The sequence below is a fragment of the Leifsonia sp. CL147 genome, from assembly GCF_900114565.1.
Lineage (GTDB): Bacteria > Actinomycetota > Actinomycetes > Actinomycetales > Microbacteriaceae > Leifsonia.
In genome coordinates, this window is the sequence record NZ_FOTM01000009.1 from 44,200 (window position 1) to 59,842 (window position 15,643).

A 15,643-nucleotide genomic window follows, 5' to 3' on the forward strand; every position below is an offset into this window, starting at 1 on the left:
TGAATTGCTAAAAATTGCCGCGGCTCCGGGCGTGGCGCGGGTCGATCTCGCGCCGCCCCGTCCGGACGATCACCTGTTCCAGGGCGACCGTCACCGGACCGATGGCCCTGCGGATGGTGGTCAGCGCTTCGTGCTGGTTGTCGGCTTGGACAGCGACCACCATGCGTCGTCGGTCCTGGCTGCGAATCACGGTGAGTTCCATGACTCTCCTTTCCGCCCCCTGCGGGCCTCATTAATGACAGACGGGCCCGCCGACCGGTCATGACGCCGATCCGGGGGATCTACCGCGAGCGGGAGCGGAGCCGCGTCTCCTCGAGGTCCAGCAGCGACTGCGCCTCCGTGAGCACGCGGGACGGGTACGAACCGCGGGCGCGCTCCAGAAGCAGGCGGGTGCGCTCGGCGTCGACCACGGCGAGCCGCAGCGTCCGGTAGACGTGGTGCGGACGGCTCTCCTGCGGGGTGTCGTTCAGCAGCGTCCGCTCCCACGCCGACTCAGCGCGCAGGTACGAGGACTGCCGCACGCGCTCCACGACCTCCGGGTCGATCTGGGTGGTCGATGCCGCCGCCGTCTCCGGATCGTCCAGCACGGCGAGTCCGGCCTCGCTCAGGTCGTCGAGCAGCTGCGCCAGCAGCCGGCGGTCCTCGCCCGCATCCGCACCCTGCAGGCCGAGCGCGCGGATGAGCCAGGGCAGCGTCCCTCCCTGCACCACCAGGCTGAGGAACGCGACCGTGAAGGCGATGAGGATCAGCTGCGGGCGGTACGGGATGCTGTTCGGCAGCGACTGCGCGGCCGCGAGCGTGACGACGCCGCGCATCCCCGCCCATCCCAGGACCACGCCGCCCTTCCCGTCGATCGCCTCCTGGCGGTACTCCTCCAGGTCGCTGCGATGCCGCTCGTAGCGCCGCTCGGCGCGTTGCTTGCGCAGCGCCTGCCAGCGGTAGCGCACCGGATGGTCGCGGTAGTAGCTGATCATCAGCCACTCGCGGAGGACGCTGCGCTCGGCGCGCTCCGCGCGTCTCTTCAGGCCCAGGATCAGCGGCACGATCAGCACGAACCGGATCACCATGAGGGCGAGGACGGCGATGACGCCGAGGCCGACAGCGTTCCAGACGCTGAGCACCTCGGGGTTCTCGACGTCCGCGATGAGAGTGCGCAGCTCCAGTCCGATCAGCAGGAAGACGCCGTTCTCCAGGAGGAACTGGATGGTCCGCCAGTTGATCTGGTCGCTGATCCTGGCCTGGGCGCTGAACCGGCTGGGCGCTGCGTGCCCGGTGTAGAGGCCGGTGATGACGACCGCCAGCACCCCGGAGCCGTGCAGCGCCTCGGTCGGCGCGAAGGCGGCGAACGGCACGACGACGGAGAGTGCGGTGTCGAGGACGGGATCGCTCAGCTTCGAGCGGACCCAGACGGAGACGAACCCGACCACGAGCCCGACCACGGAGGCGATGACTACCGCGGAGAAGAAGTCGACGACACCGGCCCACGGCGTCGTCAGCGTCCCGAGTGCGGCGGCCAGTGCCGTGCGGAGCAGCACCAGGGCCGTCGCGTCGTTGACCAGGCCCTCGCCCTCCAGGACGGTGAGGACGCGCGGCGGCAGGCCGAGCTTGCGTCCGATCGAGGTCGCCGCCACGGCATCCGGAGGGCTGATGATCGCGCCGAGGGCGATCGCCGCCGCGAGGCTGAGGTGGGGCAGCATCGTGAACAGGATGAAGCCTGCGGCGAAGGCGGTGATCACGACCAGCACGACCGAGAGTCCTGCTATGGGCGCCAGATTGCGCCGGAAGTCGGTGAGCGGGACGCTGATGGCCGCGGCGAACAGGATCGGCGGGAGGAGCCCATCCAGGATGATCTCCGGCGGCACCCCGATCTTCGGCACGCCGGGCAGGAAGGAGAGCATCACGCCGACGATGACGAGGATGATCGGCGCGGCCACGCCGAGCTTGCGGGCGAAGGCTGCCACGCCGACGATGACCGCCACGGCGATCACCGCATAGACGCCCAGCTCCATCTCCTCAGCGTAGAGGGAGCGCCCGGATCAGAGTGCGGTTCCCTGAGCGGGGTTCAGCGGGCGGCGCTTCAGCGTGCGCGGAGCCCGTCGATCGCCATCGCGATCACCCGGTCGCGCTGTTCGTCGTCGTCGAAGGCGACCCCGGCGATGCCGGAGACCATGCGGATGACGTCGCCGACCTCCGCATCCTTCCGCAGTTCGCCCGCGGCCTGGGCGCGGGCGATCAGGGGCGCCCCCGCGTCGTAGAGAGAGGTGCGGCAGCTGAGGAGGACGGGCGACTCCTTGTTGAGTCCCTCGATCAGGGCGCGCTTGGTGCCGACGTAGCTGACGAAGCGGCGCAGCCAGACCAGGACGGCCTCCCACGGGTCGAGGGAGCCTGCGTCTTCGGCCGCGCGGACCACGGCCTCGACCTCGTCGATGTAGACGGCCTCGACGAGAGCGTCGCGTGTGGGGAAGTTGCGGTACAGCGTCCCGATCCCCACTCCGGCGCGGCGTGCGATGTCCTCCAGCGGAGCCCCGGGACCCTGCTTCGCGAACGCCTCTCGCGCAGCGGTGAGCAGCGCTTCGAAGTTGCGTCGCGCATCCGCCCTCTGAGGTCGGGCGACGCTCGAGGTGAGTGTCTCGGTGCCGGTCACGGCGACGGTCCTTTCGGGTCGTTCTCCCGTCCGGTCGACCGGAGCGGGAAATGGGGCTTGCGAACCGGAGGCACCCTCCGGTACTGTGGAGCACATAACCGGAGGGTGCCTCCGAACGGAGCCTCCCTCCAATTCTAGCCCACATCCGGCATCATCACCTCGAGAAACGGAAACTCCCGACAATGTCTCGATCCCACCCGGGCCTGACCTTCGCCATCCTGGCGCTCAGCGCCGGCTCCTTCGCGACCTTGCAGTCGCTCGTCGTCCCTGTCCTTCCCGTCATCCAATCCGACCTGCACACCACCACCGCGGGTGTCACCTGGACCATGACCGCGTGGCTCATCGCCGCCGCTGTCGCCACCCCGCTGCTCGGCCGCGTTGGCGACATCGTCGGCAAGCGCCGCATCTTCGTCCTCGCTCTGCTTGCGGTGGCTCTCGGCAGCGTGATCGCCGCCGTCGCCCCGAGCATCGGCGTGGTCATCGCCGGCCGCGTCATCCAAGGGCTCGGCGGGGCCATGTTCCCGCTCGCCTTCGGCATCATCCGGGATGAGTTCCCGGCTCGCCGCCTCCCCTCGGCGATCGGCGCGATCGCGTCGATCATCGCGATCGGCAGCGGCCTGGGGACGGTGCTCGCCGGTCCGCTGGCCGCTGCGCTCAGCTGGCGTGGACTCTTCCTGCTGCCGGTCGTCCTGACCGTGACGGCCGCCGTGTTCGCGCTCATCTTCATCCCGGAGTCGCCGACGCGTGCCGTCGGCGGGGTGAACCCGTGGGCCGCCGTGCTGCTCTCCGGCTGGCTGGTCGCGCTCCTCCTCCCGCTCAGCACCGGGGCGCAGCTGGGCTGGTCGTCTCCCGGCGTGATCGGCCTGTTCGTCCTCGCCGCCGTGCTCCTCGCCTCGTGGATCCTCGTCGAGCTGCGCTCGCGGCATCCGCTGGTCGACATGCGGCTCATGCGCGAGCCCGGCGTCTGGTCGATGAATGCGGCCGCCGTCTTCATCGGCGCCTCGATGTTCGCGGTGTTCGCGTTCTTCCCGCGGTTCGTGCAGACTCCGGCCTCCACCGGGTACGGCCTGGGCGCCTCCGTGGCCGAGTCCGGGATGCTGATGCTCCCGATGCTCGTCACGATGGCGGTGACCGGATTTCTCAGCGGCCCACTGGCCCGCTGGATCGGCTTCCGGTCGCAGATCGTCCTCTCCGCCGCCCTCATGGGCGGGGCCAGCCTCTCGCTGGCATTCCTGCACGGCTCGCTGTTCGCCGTGGCGGCGGCGTCCGGTGTCTTCGGCCTCGGGCTCGGCCTCATCTACGCGGCGATCACCAGTGTGGTCGTGCAGAGCGTCCCGGCGACGCAGACCGGGATCGCGAGCGGGATGAACGCCAACCTGCGCACCGTCGGCTCTGCGATCGGCGCGGCCGTGATGACCGCGCTGGTGACCGGCGCGATCGCCCCCGACGGGTTGCCGGCCGAGTCCGGCTACACCGAGGGCTTCGCGACGGCCGGCATCCTGGCGCTGGCCGCGGGTGTGGTCACGCTGGTCGCCGTCGGCATCATGCGCTCGGCGCGCCGCACGGCCGAGGCGGAGACGACGGCGGTCGTCGAGGCGGAAGCGCTGGTCGCGGCGGAGGCGTTGGTCGAGGCGGAGGTCGAGGCGGAGGTCGAGGCGGAGGCGCTGCAGTTGGTCCCCGCCGGTGCTGCGGAGGGGGAGTCGGTTCCCATCGGTGCTGCGGAGGGGGAGTCGGTTCCCATCGGTGCTGCGGAGGGGGAGTCGCGGCTCAGCACGCTGCGCGACCCGGCGCTGCGAGAGGCAGCACTCCGGGAGGCAGCGGAGATGGCCCGGCTCGCAGCGAAGGTCGAGGCCGAACTCGCCGCCGAGGGCGCGGAGCAAGGACGCGGACGGGAGACCCTCGAGGTCGCCTGATCGCCCACGAGGACCCGGGCCACTGCCCGGGCCACTGCGGCCCGGGCCTTTCGCCGCCCCGGCTGCCGGCCCCGGGGGCCGCCGGCCTCCGGGGCCGCCGGCCCCTGCACACTGAAGGAGATTCGGACCGATCGCGTTCGAATCTCCTTCAGTACTGCCATTCGAAGGAGATTCGACGCCCGATCTCCTTCGATAGCCGACCAGGCCAGGGCAGGCCAGGGCCGACCGGGCCAGGCCAGCCACGCCAGGGTCAGCCCCGCAACGCGGCCGCCTCACTCCGCCAGCGGACGAGTAGCGCCCACGGATCGGGCGCGCCCTCGCGCAGTCGCTCGATGTGGGCGACCAGCGCCGGATCGGTCTCGAACCATTCGGTGCCCGGGATGCGCAGGGGCGCGAACTCAGCATGGCGGCGCTGCTCGAGCGTCCGGTCCCCCCGCTCGAACGCGAGGACCTCGTCGTGCGGCAGGCTCGCGAACCGCTGGACCGGGTTCGCGGTCGTCCCGATCTTGATGCGGTCCCGAAACCGCAGGTAGTAGACGACATCCACCCGGGAGGCGGCCGGGTCGTCCGGGGGAGGGTCGCCGACTCGCCACTCGCACACGGCGCACAGCCAGCCGGACGGGTAGCGGACCCCCAGCCGCGAGCCGCAGAAGGCGCAGGGGGAGGGCAGGACGTCCGTGACGCCGAACTCTCCGGCCACCCAGTCGTGCACCTCCAGGAGGTGCGGAAGGCACAGCGCGACGGGCGCACCTGCGTGCGCCGGGGACCCGCAGAGCGCGCACGGCGCGGTCATGCCCTCGTCACGGGCTCAGCGTAACCGCGGCCTCCGACACGCGCCGGTGCGGACCCGCCAGGTCACTGCGGCGGCCGGCACCGGATGACGTCGAGCTCGCCGGAGAGGCCGAGAGGACCGTCCCCGTGGGCGGTGAGCACCGTCGATCCCCGCCGGAGCGGAAGGGAGCCTGTGGCCGTCTGGAGGGCACCCGTCCCGTCCAGGACGACGAGCACCGAGAAGCCCGGCTCCAGCTCGCGCGATCCGGACACGTGGAGGCGTTCCGCGGCGAAGAACGGATCCGCGTCCGCCGGGAACAGCGTCTCGGCGTCCCGGCCCTGGCGCAGCGCGTAGATGCGCTCCTCGGGCGTGACCTCCCGGACCAGCCCGCCGATCGCCGTGGAGAGGTCCAGGCCGAGCAGCGCATCCCTCTCGGGCAGCGATCGCCGCTCGATCAGGATCGAGAGGTCGGTCGGCTGCTGGAGTTCGACGAGCGTCACGCCCGGACCGATCGCGTGCGCCAGCCCGGCCGGCACCAGGAGGGTGTCTCCCGCCGCGAGCGGCACCCGGTTCATCGCCGCGAGCATCGCGTCCGCATCCTGCCCGGCCCACCACGCTTCGACCTCGGTGGAGGCGACCGGGCGCCGGAATCCGAGCGCGGCGTAAGCATCCGGCTCCGCCTCGATGACCGCCCAGGCCTCCGTCTTGCCGAGTGGGCCGCCCAGGTGGCGAGCGGCGAACGCGTCGTCGGGGTGGTAGTGGACGAACAGCCGCTCGGCCGTGTCCAGCAGCTTGACCAGCAGCATGGTGCGGGCGCCGAAGCGCTCCACGTGGTGCGGGCCGAGGAAGAACACCGGATCCGCCGCGACGGCGTCGCGGAGCATCCGGCCGTCGGGTAGCACCGTGAGCCCGACGCCACCCCCGGCGAACACCTCCGTCGTCGACCCCACGAAGTCCTCGGGGGTGAACGGGCTCGGCTGCGGGGTGCCGCGGAAGCGGGCGATCCCCGCCCCACCCCGGTAGGGCCGGTCGAGCGGCTGGTTCGGGCCGAGGAGCACGGGTGTTTCGGTGGTCATCGACAGCAATCTAGTCGCCTGCTGGAGGCGACGCCGACGCGATGGCCGCAGCCCGGCCGCGTCGCGGGAGCATCACCGCCCGGCGGGCTGCCGGATCGCCGGACTCGATCCGGTTCCACACGGGACGTGAGAGCTCCTGTGACACTCGGTGACGCACGCTTTTGGCGGCCACGGTACGGATCACTAGGGTGACGGGCATGCCCGATGAGGATCGCCCACTGGACTTCGAGACACGTCAGATCCACGCGGGAGCCGTGGTCGACGCCCAGACGAAGGCACGGGTGACGCCGATCTACCAGACGGCCGCCTACGTCTTCGACAGCTTCGACGACGGCGAGGAGCGGTTCGCCGGCCGCAGTGCGTTCCGGGCGTACTCCCGGAACGAGAACCCGACGAACGCGGTCGCGGGCCGTCGGATCGCCGATCTCGAGGGCGGTGTCGACGGCATCGTGGTCGCCAGCGGGCAGGCCGCCATCGCGACGGCGATCACGGCGCTCGCCGGTGCGGGCGACCACATCCTCGCCACGCGGTCGCTGTACGAGGGCACGCGCGAGATGTTCAGCGGGGTACTGAAGCGGCAGGGGATCGACTTCGAGTACGTGCCCGACGACGCAAGCGACGAGGAGTGGGCGGCGCGGTTCCGGCCGCAGACGAAGGCGGTGTACACCGAGACCCTGCCGAATCCGCTCGGCCAGGTCGTCGACATCGCCCGGATCGCCGGGCTGGCGCATGCGGCGGGTGTCCCCCTGGTGGTCGACAACACCGTCCCGACGCCCTATCTCTGGCGTCCGATCGAGGACGGCGCCGACATCGTCATCCATTCGACCTCCAAATGGCTCTCCGGTCACGCCTCGGTGATCGGCGGCGCGATCGTGGATGCGGGCCGCTTCGACTGGGCGGCCCAGGCGGAGCGCTTCCCGCAGCTAGCCGGAGAGCCGCGGCCGGGCGTCCCGTCGTTCGTGGAGCGGTTCGCCAGCGGCGCGTACCTGGCGTACGTCCGCGCGGTCATCGTCCTCGAGTACGGCCCCACCATCCCGCCGACCAGCACCTTCCTGCTGCTGCACGGCATCGAGACGCTGTCGGTCCGGATGGACCGGCACATCGCGAACGCGCAGGCGGTCGCCGAGTGGCTGGAGGGCCGGCCGGAGGTCGCACAGGTGTTCTACCCCGGCCTGCCGTCCAACCCGTACTACGAGCGCGCGCAGCGGTACCTTCCCGCAGGCGCCGGCTCGATCGTGTCGATCGACCTGGCCGGAGGGAGGGATGCGGCACGCCGCTTCATCGACTCCCTGCGGCTGATCTCGCCCATGACGCACATCGGCGACGTCCGCACCCTCGCCATCCACCTGGGCAGCACCATCCACGCCAAGCTCAGCCCGGAGGAGCAGGCGGACGCCGGGATCACGCCCGGCCTCATCCGCTTGTCGATCGGGATCGAGAGCGCGCGCGACATCATCGCCGATCTCGAGCTCGGGCTGATCGCGGCCGGCTGACCGGTCAGCCTGATGCGGCCGTCGGGGCGGCGGTAACCAGCACAGCCAGCAACGATGACCGGCCGCGCGGTAGACACTAAAGCTCTGCGTGTGTACTGCTTGCATTTCTGGAATCGACCTGTGAGCGGGCTGTATCCTTGAAAGGCGGGAGATCCCGCCGCGTGCGGAAGTCCGTGAAGCGAGCAACGGAGTTTCGAATGGTGCAGGGTGACGCTGACCACAAGCCGCTCTCTTCTGGGGCTTTCTTCTCGCCGCCCTGACAGTCGCGTTGACCGTTGCAAAGCTCTTGATGGAACGGAGCGAGAAGCATCGCGAGGCGAGGGAAACGGTGCGCAGAATCCAGGCGGCAGAGGACGCGGCGGCAAATGCCACCACGATCCTCACCGCGAGTATCAAAGCGGGTCTGGAACAGACCATCGAGAAGATTGCCGAGATGCCGCACCTGGATGACGGGCGGCTGAAGGACCGCCTGGAGATGGTGGCGAATCTGGCCGTGGGCGCTCTGCGGCTGATGCTCTACCCGAGAGTCCCGGCGGTGCGCGCGAACGTGTTCAAGCTCACGCCGGACAAGGACGGGCTGAACTGCATGGCATCTTCCACGAAGCACCAGCCCAGCGCGTTCCGGCCCGGCGAAGCCGAGACCGTCGATGCGATCGCCTTCCTCAACAGCGGAGACCCTCTCATCTTCTACGACGACCTCGCTGTGCGGAAGCCGTGGCGCGCCGCAGACCGCCGCCGGACCTACAAGACATTCGCCTCTTTTCCGATTGCGGCACCTATCCCTCGCAATGATGAGCCCCGCAACGTGTGCGGGATGCTGACGATCGATTCGCCGCACCCAGGATCATTCACTCAGATCGACAAGGACACGGCAGAGATCGTCGCAGACCTGTTGGCGACAGCGTTCGCGATCGTCGAGAGTCGACTCCCGTGAACCGACTCGTGGCTCCGTCTCAAAGACTGCATTCTCCCCGATTGCGCGGCCGATCTCAGCTCGGCGGCATACACTGAAGCCATGAGCGAGGCGCAGGCAGCACGGGGGCCCGGTTTCGGCGTCATCCGTGTGCAGCCGCGCGAGCGGCGGACGACGGTCGACTTTTCCGAGCAGAAGAACATCGACGCGTTCTATGAGAGTGCGCGCAAGGCCGCGCAGCTCGAACGCGAAGGTCGAAAGGCGGCCGCGCACAAGTCCTCCGGCCGCTAGCCGCTGCGGGTTGCACCGTCAGCCGGCGAGCGCGGCCGTGGAGCGCGCCGAGACGGTGGCGGCGATCCGCCGCACGGCCTCGATCACGGTCGAGGGGTTGCACGCCAGGTTGATGCGGGCGAAGCCCCGGCCCGGCTCCCCGAACGCGAGGCCGGAGTTGAGGGCGACGCGGCCCTCCTCGATCAGCACGGCCGCCGGATCGTCGCCGAGACCGGCATCGCGGAAGTCCAGCCAGGCCAGGTACCCGGCGTCCGGCCGGACAGGCCGCACGGAAGGAGCATGGGCGGCGAGCTCCGCCTCGAGCAGGCGGTAGTTCTCCACCAGCAGTCCGACCAGGTCGTCGCGCCAGCCGACGCAGGAGAGGGCGGCGACATTGGCGTGGAGCCCGAGGATGCTCGTGCGCGCGGCCAGCTCCTGCGGAAGGGCGGTGAGGAGGGATGCCGACCACTCATCTGCCGCGACGATGACCGCGCACTTCAGGGCGGCGAGGTTCCACGCCTTGCTCGCGGAGGTGACGGTCACGGCGCGGCAGCCGGCCTCACGGGCGATCGGGGCGAAGGGGAGGAAGCGGGTGCCCGGATGGGCGAGGGGCGCGTGCACCTCGTCGCTGACGACGAAGACGCCGTAACGGGAGGCGAGGGCGGCGAGGGCCTGGAGGGTCTCGCTGCTGTGACATCGACCGGTCGGATTCTGCGGGTTGCACAGCAGCATCGCATCGGCGCCCGCGGAGAAGGCCGCTTCGATGCCGGCCAGGTCGAGACTCCAGTCGTGGTCCTCGAGCAGCGGAACGGTGACCGCGATCGCGTCCGCTTCCTCCACCATCTCGAAGAAGGGCGGGTACACCGGCGGCGTCAGGACCACGCGGCCGCCCTCCGCAGGCAGCGCCAGCCGCAGCGCCTCGACGACGCCGACCGTCACGTCCGTGGCCAGATGGATGTCGGCGGGGTCGACGTCCCAGCCCCACGATGCCCGGGCGAAGTCCGCGAAGGCCGGAGCGAGCGGTCCGGCGGAGTCCAGGTACCCGGTATCCGAATGCTGCAGGGTCTGGGCGACCCGCTCCAGGATGGCCGGCTCGACGTCGAAGTCCATCTCGGCGACGAAGACGGGCAGCACATCCGCCGGGTAGCGGCGCCACTTGATGCTCGACCGGGTGGCATAGAGCTGCTCCAAGGGGCGTGCCGGTGCGAAGCTCATGCACAGATCGTGCCCTGAGACGGGGCGCGAGGGCGACCCGGACGTCAAAAAGCGTAGTGAAGCGACGTGCGACGCCGAGAACCGAGGATGCGCGGGACCGGCGTCGCGTGGACGCCGGCCCCGCTCGGGAGGCTCAGCGCGACGCATCCTGTGAGGCCTGCGCCGTGCTCAACAGGTCGGCGGTCGCCTCCCAGAGACGCTTCTCGCGGGCGCGGTCCTGCGCGACCGGGCGCACCTCGGTCAGCTTCGTCTTCACCACGAACGCGCCGTCGCGCAGGTGCGCCCACCGGTCGTCGAGCGCCATCGAGGCCAGCAGCGGTCCCGAACGCTCGGGCGTCGACACGCCGGGCACCCGCGCCAGTGCGCGACCGATCCTCTGCACGGCCTCCGGCGCGGTCCGGCCGAGTGCGGTCCCGGGCATCCACCCTGGCTCGAAGACCGAGACGGCGATACCGTCGCCGACCCGGCGCTGGAGCTCGTGGGCGTAGTAGAGGACGGCCAGCTTGGCGTTGGAGTAGGCGACGCCGGCGGCGTTCATCCCCGGCGCCTGGTCGCCGGTGGCCGGGCGGGCCAGTTCGAGCGGGTCGGCCCACACGGCCTCCGGGACGTGCAGCAGCTTCCGCCAGATGTTCGCGTGGTAGGTGTTGGAGCCGAGCAGGACGATCCGCGCCGGAGCGGCGAGCGAGTCGAGCAGGTCGCCGATCAGCTGAGCGTGGGCGAGGTGGTTGACGGCGAAGGTCAGCTCGTAGCCGTCGGCGGAGGCGCGCCGGGTGTCCGCGGTCGTGGTGCCCGCGTTGGCCACCAGCGCCCGCAACGGGTGGAGGTCGCCGGCGGCGAGCAGATCGCGCACGGCCGCTCCCGCGGTCCGGACCTCGGCGAGGCTGGACAGGTCGCAGCCGATCTCGCGGACGGTGGCACCGCGGGAGCGGGCCTCCTCCGCGACGGCGGTCAGGCCGGGTCCGGCCCGGCCGACCAGCAGGAGGTCGGGCCGGCGGCCGTCGGGCCGGTCGGCCAGGGCGAGAGTGGCGTAGCGGCCGAGGTTGCGGGTCGGGCCGGTGATGAGCACAGTTCCTGGAGGGGTCATGCCGCCAGCCTGCGGGGTCTGCCGCACCTCATCCAGTCGACTGGTTTTCGTAGGACTGCCAGGGCCAGGACACCGGGCGGGAGGAGGGGCAGACTGGAGCGGTGGAGACGTGGGAGTTCGGGCGCACAGTACGCCGGTGGCGTGACCGGGTGACCCCGGAGGCCGTCGGAGTGCCCGTCGGGCCGCGCCGACGAGCTGCCGGTCTGCGCCGGGAGGAGCTGGCAGCGCTCGCCGGGATCTCGGCCGACTATCTGACCCGGCTGGAACAGGGTCGCGCGACCGCCCCATCCGCACAGGTGGTCGAGTCGCTCGCCCGCGCCCTGCGCTTGGCCGGTGCCCAACGCGACCTGCTCTACGCACTGGCGGGCCACGCCGCGCCGGGCCCGGAGGTCGTGCCCTCGCACGTGCCGCCGAGCGTGCAGCGGATGCTCGACCGGCTGTCGACTACGCCCGTCGTCGTGTACGACGCGAGTTGGACGCTGGTGCTCGCCAACGCGCCCTTCGACGCGCTGATGGGCGAGACCACGTCCTGGCGAGGCCTCGAGCGCAACGCCGTCTGGCGGAATGTGGCCGGCCTGCCTTCGCGGGTGGTGCACACTCCGCGCGAACAGGCGGACCACGAAGCCCGGCTGGTGGCGGATCTGCGACTGACGGCCTCCCGCTATACCGCCGATCGCTCACTGCGTCGCCTCATCGCCGGCATGAGGTCCGGCAGCGCGCGCTTCGCCGGGCTCTGGGACACCGAGGCGGCGCCGCCGCCGGCCGGCCTCTCGCGGCGGAAGACCGTTCTCCACCCGGTGGTCGGCCCGATCACGCTGGACTGCGACACCCTCGTCGCCGCCCTGGACGACCTGCGCATCTCGATCTACACCGCCGAGCCGGGGACCGAGGATGCGGAACGGCTGGCCCTTGCCACCGTCCTGGGCACGCAGTCCCTGGTTCCGTGACCACTGATGTCGGTGGTCGCCCCTAATCTGGGGACAGCGAGAAAAAATCTTCAAAACACTACATGTAGTGGAATGACAATCGTGTCATTCGGGTTATATAGTGGGTGAACACCGCGGGAACGCGGACCACCGACTTCTAGGGGAGGCCATGATGGACTACGAAAACGACAGCGTTGGCGGCTACTCGGTTCCCGTCGACCCCATGGACTTGCTGCAGTGCGACAGCTGCCAGTAAGGCGCTAGCACCGAGCGTGAAGACCCCGGAGGCCATCGGCCTCCGGGGTCTTCTGCCGTCCGGGAGCGCTCGCCGGTGCTGTCCACGGAGTCCCGAGCGGCTTGCCGACGCGCCGATAGAATCGACAGGTGCCAGTGAATCCAGAGCTGCAGGGGCGGGAGTTCCCGCCTGCCCGGCCGTACCTCGTCGGACGCGAGAAGATCCGGGAGTTCGCCACCGCCGTGTTCGCCACGTCGCCGATCAGTTTCGATGTGGAGGCGGCCCGCGCGGCCGGTCACCCCGACCTGGTGGCGCCTCCGACGTTTCCCATCGTGGTGCAGGAGTCGACTCTCGCACAGTTGCTCGCGGAGCCGGACGCCGGGATCGACTTCAGTCGCGTGGTGCACGGGGACCAGCGATTCACGTTCACCCGGCCGGTCGTCGCCGGTGACGAGCTGACGGCGACGCTCCGCGTCACCTCCGTCAAGTCGCTCGGCCCGCACTCGATGGTGACCGCCGAGTCCACCATCGTCGACGCGGACGGCGCGCACGTCGTGACCGCCACCTCCACCCTGGTCGTCCGAGGAGACGAGTGATGCCCGCCCCCGCCCCCGACTTCGACACGTTGACCGTCGGCGACATCGTCGCCGAGCGCACTGTGGACCTGAGCCGCGACTCCCTGGTCCGCTACGCCGGCGCGTCGGGAGACTTCAACCCCATCCACTACCGCGACGACATCGCCACCTCCGTCGGGCTGCCCGGCGTCATCGCCCACGGGATGCTGACCATGGGCCTCGCTGTCCAGCCGGTCGTCGACTGGGCCGGCGACCCCGGTTGTGTCGAGGACTATCAGGTGCGGTTCACCCGTCCCGTGGTCGTCGACCCCACGGAGGGCGCCACGGTGACCATCTCGGCGAAGGTGGGGCACGTGGATGCGGAGGCGCGCGTCGCCCGCATCGACCTGACGACGACCTTCGGCGGCGACACTGTGCTCGGCAAGGCGCAGGTCCGCGTCCGGCTGGCATGACGGACGCGACACCGGCGCTCGCCGAGCTCACCACGATCCGCGTCGGCGGCGTGCCGGAACGGCTCGTGGTGGCCGACGACCGTGCCGCCGTGGTGGATGCGGTCCTCGAGGCCCGGGACGCCGCCGAGGACTGGCTGCTGCTCGGCGGCGGGTCCAACACGGTGGCGAGCGACGACGGATTCGACGGGACCGTCATCCACATCCGCAGTCGAGGCATCGAGCGGCTCGACGCGACCGAGGGGCGCATCCGCCTGCGGATCGAGGCGGGCGAGCCCTGGGACGACGTGGTCGCCTTCACGGTACGGCACGGCTGGTCGGGCGTGGAGGCGCTGTCGGGGATCCCCGGATCGACCGGGGCGGCTCCTGTCCAGAACATCGGTGCGTACGGCCAGGAGCTCGAGTCGGCCCTCCTCGGCATCGAGTTCCTCGACGATGCGACCGGCGAGGTCTCGTACCTCGCACGGTCGGAGCTCGGCCTCGGATATCGCACGTCCGTGCTCAAACACGACCGGCGTGGGGTGGTGCTGTCCGTCGACCTGGAGCTCACCGACAGCACGGTCCCGGGGGACGTGGGGGCCCCGCTGAGCTCACCCATCGCGTACGCCCAGCTCGCGGACGCCCTCGGCGTCCGGCCGGGCTCGCGGGTGCCGATCGCCGAACTGCGACGGGCGGTGCTCGCCCTGAGATCCTCCAAGGGGATGGTCCTCGATCCGGCGGACCCGGACTCCGTGAGTTCGGGATCGTTCTTCACCAATCCGATCGTGTCGGAGAGCTTCGCCCGATCGCTCCCTGCGAACGCGCCCCGCTGGCCGCAGGATCCGCTGGAGGCGGATACCGTCCTGACCATTCCGCCGGGCGGCGTGGACCCTGTCGACGTCCCGCGCCTCGCGGGCAGGGAGTATACGATGAAGCTCAGCGCGGCCTGGCTCATCGAGCACGCCGGAATCGGCCGAGGCTTCGCCCTCCCCGGTTCGGGGGCCGCCATCTCGTCGAAGCACACGCTCGCGATCGTGAACCGGGGCAACGCCACCGCGACGGACATCGCCCAGCTGGCTGCGTTCATCCAGTCGCGCGTCCAGGCGGAGTTCGGCGTCCTGCTGCAGCCGGAACCGGTGCTGGTCGGGCTGACGCTCTGACCGAGTCCTCGACTCATCCGTCCGGGAGATGCCCGGCCGATTCTGAGAGGGTTCTCACGCTCGGCTCCGTAGGCTGAGGGAGTCACGGCGCGCCCGCGCCGGGACGGATCGAAGGGGACGACATGGGATTCCTGGACCGCCTTCTCGGACGCGAAGACCCGCGCTCGGGCAGCACCCAGCCGCCGAGCGCCACCGACCGGCAGCCCGCTGCCGCCCCGGGCGCCTTCCCCTCCGGGGCGCCCGGTGTGCCTCGCAACGAGGACGAGATCGCCGTCGAGCGCTACCGCTATCTGCTGCGCACCGCTCCTCCCGAGACGATCGAACAGGTGCATGAGGAGGCGTTCGCGAAGCTGACTCCGGAGCAGCGGCGCCTGCTCTTCCAGCAGCTGAGCGAGAGCGCCCCCGCGGGCGAGCAACCGCGCGGCGACGACCCGCGCTCGCTGGCGCAGGCCGCCACACGCTCGGAACTCCGCCAGCCCGGCACCCTCGAACGCGCGCTCGGCGGCGGCCGCGGCGCGGCCTTCGGCGGTGCAGGAGGCGGTGGGATGGGGTTCGGCGGCATGTTCGCAAGCTCGCTCTTGGGGAGCGTCGCCGGTTATGTCATCGGGTCCGCTCTCGTCGGCGCGTTCCTTCCCTCGCCGGCGGACCAGCAGGCGGACGGCAGCGCCGGCGACCAGAATGCGGACAGTCAAGCCACCGACCAGAACGGAGACCAGGGAGGCGACGCCGGTTCCGGCACGGAGAGCGCGTCGGGCGGGGACGGTTCCGTCGACGCGGCCGGCTGGGACGCAGGCGCCGGTTCGGCCGGCGACTGGACCGGAGGTGGCGACTGGACCGGTGGCGGCGACTGGACCGGTGGCGGCGACTGGACCGGTGGCGGCGACTGGGGCGGCGGAGGCGACTTCGGCGGAGGCGACTTCATCTAGCCGCACTCCCGGC

16 protein-coding genes are annotated in these 15,643 nt (G+C 70.8%); 9 read left to right on the plus strand and 7 right to left on the minus strand.

Translation table 11 applies throughout. From position 1 onward, the window contains the following. Nucleotides 1-7: 7 nt before the first annotated feature. From BM287_RS09535 to BM287_RS09545, 3 genes are all read right to left on the minus strand, one after another. Nucleotides 8-202: a hypothetical protein gene (locus tag BM287_RS09535; protein ID WP_090038869.1), complete on the minus strand. Its 195-nt coding sequence runs from the start codon at nucleotides 200-202 to the stop codon at nucleotides 8-10. 79 nt (nucleotides 203-281) lie between these two features. Next, nucleotides 282-2,009 (minus strand): cation:proton antiporter, encoded by a 1,728-nt coding sequence (locus tag BM287_RS09540; protein WP_090038867.1) that lies wholly within the window; start codon nucleotides 2,007-2,009, stop codon nucleotides 282-284. Between the two features lie 68 nt (nucleotides 2,010-2,077). Continuing rightward, a complete protein-coding gene (locus tag BM287_RS09545) occupies nucleotides 2,078-2,644 on the minus strand; it encodes a TetR/AcrR family transcriptional regulator (RefSeq protein ID WP_090038865.1) in 567 nt (188 codons plus the stop codon). A 182-nt stretch (nucleotides 2,645-2,826) separates the two neighbouring features. Between BM287_RS09545 and BM287_RS09550 the strand changes: the two genes are divergently transcribed. After that, complete coding sequence (locus BM287_RS09550) at nucleotides 2,827-4,557, plus strand: MFS transporter (RefSeq protein WP_244528113.1); 1,731 nt, start codon at nucleotides 2,827-2,829, stop codon at nucleotides 4,555-4,557. Nucleotides 4,558-4,807: 250 nt separating this feature from the next. Here BM287_RS09550 and BM287_RS09555 read toward each other — a convergent pair whose 3' ends face one another. Together BM287_RS09555 and BM287_RS09560 are read right to left on the minus strand one after the other, a co-directional pair. After that, complete coding sequence (locus BM287_RS09555; protein WP_090038863.1) at nucleotides 4,808-5,350, minus strand: GIY-YIG nuclease family protein; 543 nt, start codon at nucleotides 5,348-5,350, stop codon at nucleotides 4,808-4,810. Between the two features lie 62 nt (nucleotides 5,351-5,412). Then, a complete protein-coding gene (locus tag BM287_RS09560; protein WP_244528115.1) occupies nucleotides 5,413-6,405 on the minus strand; it encodes a class I mannose-6-phosphate isomerase in 993 nt (330 codons plus the stop codon). A gap of 197 nt (nucleotides 6,406-6,602) precedes the next feature. On the opposite strand from BM287_RS09560, the gene BM287_RS09565 reads away from it, so the two are divergent. From BM287_RS09565 to BM287_RS09575, 3 genes are all read left to right on the plus strand, one after another. Further along, nucleotides 6,603-7,898: an O-acetylhomoserine aminocarboxypropyltransferase/cysteine synthase family protein gene (locus BM287_RS09565; protein ID WP_090038951.1), complete on the plus strand. Its 1,296-nt coding sequence runs from the start codon at nucleotides 6,603-6,605 to the stop codon at nucleotides 7,896-7,898. 268 nt (nucleotides 7,899-8,166) lie between these two features. Next, entirely contained in the window at nucleotides 8,167-8,832 is a 666-nt protein-coding gene (locus BM287_RS09570; RefSeq protein ID WP_139230651.1) for a GAF domain-containing protein, read from the plus strand. A gap of 81 nt (nucleotides 8,833-8,913) precedes the next feature. Next, on the plus strand, nucleotides 8,914-9,102 hold the full coding sequence (locus BM287_RS09575) for a hypothetical protein (RefSeq protein WP_090038859.1): 189 nt from the start codon (nucleotides 8,914-8,916) through the stop codon (nucleotides 9,100-9,102). A gap of 18 nt (nucleotides 9,103-9,120) precedes the next feature. Here BM287_RS09575 and BM287_RS09580 read toward each other — a convergent pair whose 3' ends face one another. Both BM287_RS09580 and BM287_RS09585 read right to left on the minus strand, forming a co-directional pair. After that, nucleotides 9,121-10,296, minus strand: coding sequence for a MalY/PatB family protein (locus tag BM287_RS09580; protein WP_090038857.1), 1,176 nt, complete (start codon nucleotides 10,294-10,296; stop codon nucleotides 9,121-9,123). A gap of 133 nt (nucleotides 10,297-10,429) precedes the next feature. Beyond that, complete coding sequence (locus BM287_RS09585) at nucleotides 10,430-11,380, minus strand: SDR family NAD(P)-dependent oxidoreductase (protein WP_090038855.1); 951 nt, start codon at nucleotides 11,378-11,380, stop codon at nucleotides 10,430-10,432. A gap of 101 nt (nucleotides 11,381-11,481) precedes the next feature. Here BM287_RS09585 and BM287_RS09590 point away from each other — a divergent pair, with 101 nt between their 5' ends. The 5 genes from BM287_RS09590 (at nucleotide 11,482) to BM287_RS09615 (ending at nucleotide 15,630) form a co-directional block, all read left to right on the plus strand. Next, a complete protein-coding gene (locus BM287_RS09590; RefSeq protein ID WP_090038853.1) occupies nucleotides 11,482-12,327 on the plus strand; it encodes a helix-turn-helix transcriptional regulator in 846 nt (281 codons plus the stop codon). 363 nt (nucleotides 12,328-12,690) lie between these two features. Continuing rightward, nucleotides 12,691-13,137, plus strand: a complete 447-nt coding sequence (locus BM287_RS09600; protein ID WP_090038851.1) for a MaoC family dehydratase N-terminal domain-containing protein — start codon at nucleotides 12,691-12,693, stop codon at nucleotides 13,135-13,137. Further along, nucleotides 13,137-13,568, plus strand: coding sequence for a MaoC family dehydratase (locus BM287_RS09605; RefSeq protein ID WP_090038845.1), 432 nt, complete (start codon nucleotides 13,137-13,139; stop codon nucleotides 13,566-13,568). The genes BM287_RS09600 and BM287_RS09605 overlap by 1 nt, the downstream gene beginning before the upstream one ends. Next, a complete protein-coding gene (locus tag BM287_RS09610; protein WP_090038843.1) occupies nucleotides 13,565-14,704 on the plus strand; it encodes a UDP-N-acetylmuramate dehydrogenase in 1,140 nt (379 codons plus the stop codon). Before BM287_RS09605 ends, BM287_RS09610 begins: the two co-directional genes overlap by 4 nt. A gap of 122 nt (nucleotides 14,705-14,826) precedes the next feature. Next, nucleotides 14,827-15,630 carry a hypothetical protein gene (locus BM287_RS09615; protein WP_090038841.1) on the plus strand — a complete coding sequence of 268 codons (804 nt, stop codon included), beginning with the start codon at nucleotides 14,827-14,829 and terminating at the stop codon, nucleotides 15,628-15,630. The last annotated feature ends 13 nt before the right edge of the window (nucleotides 15,631-15,643 follow it).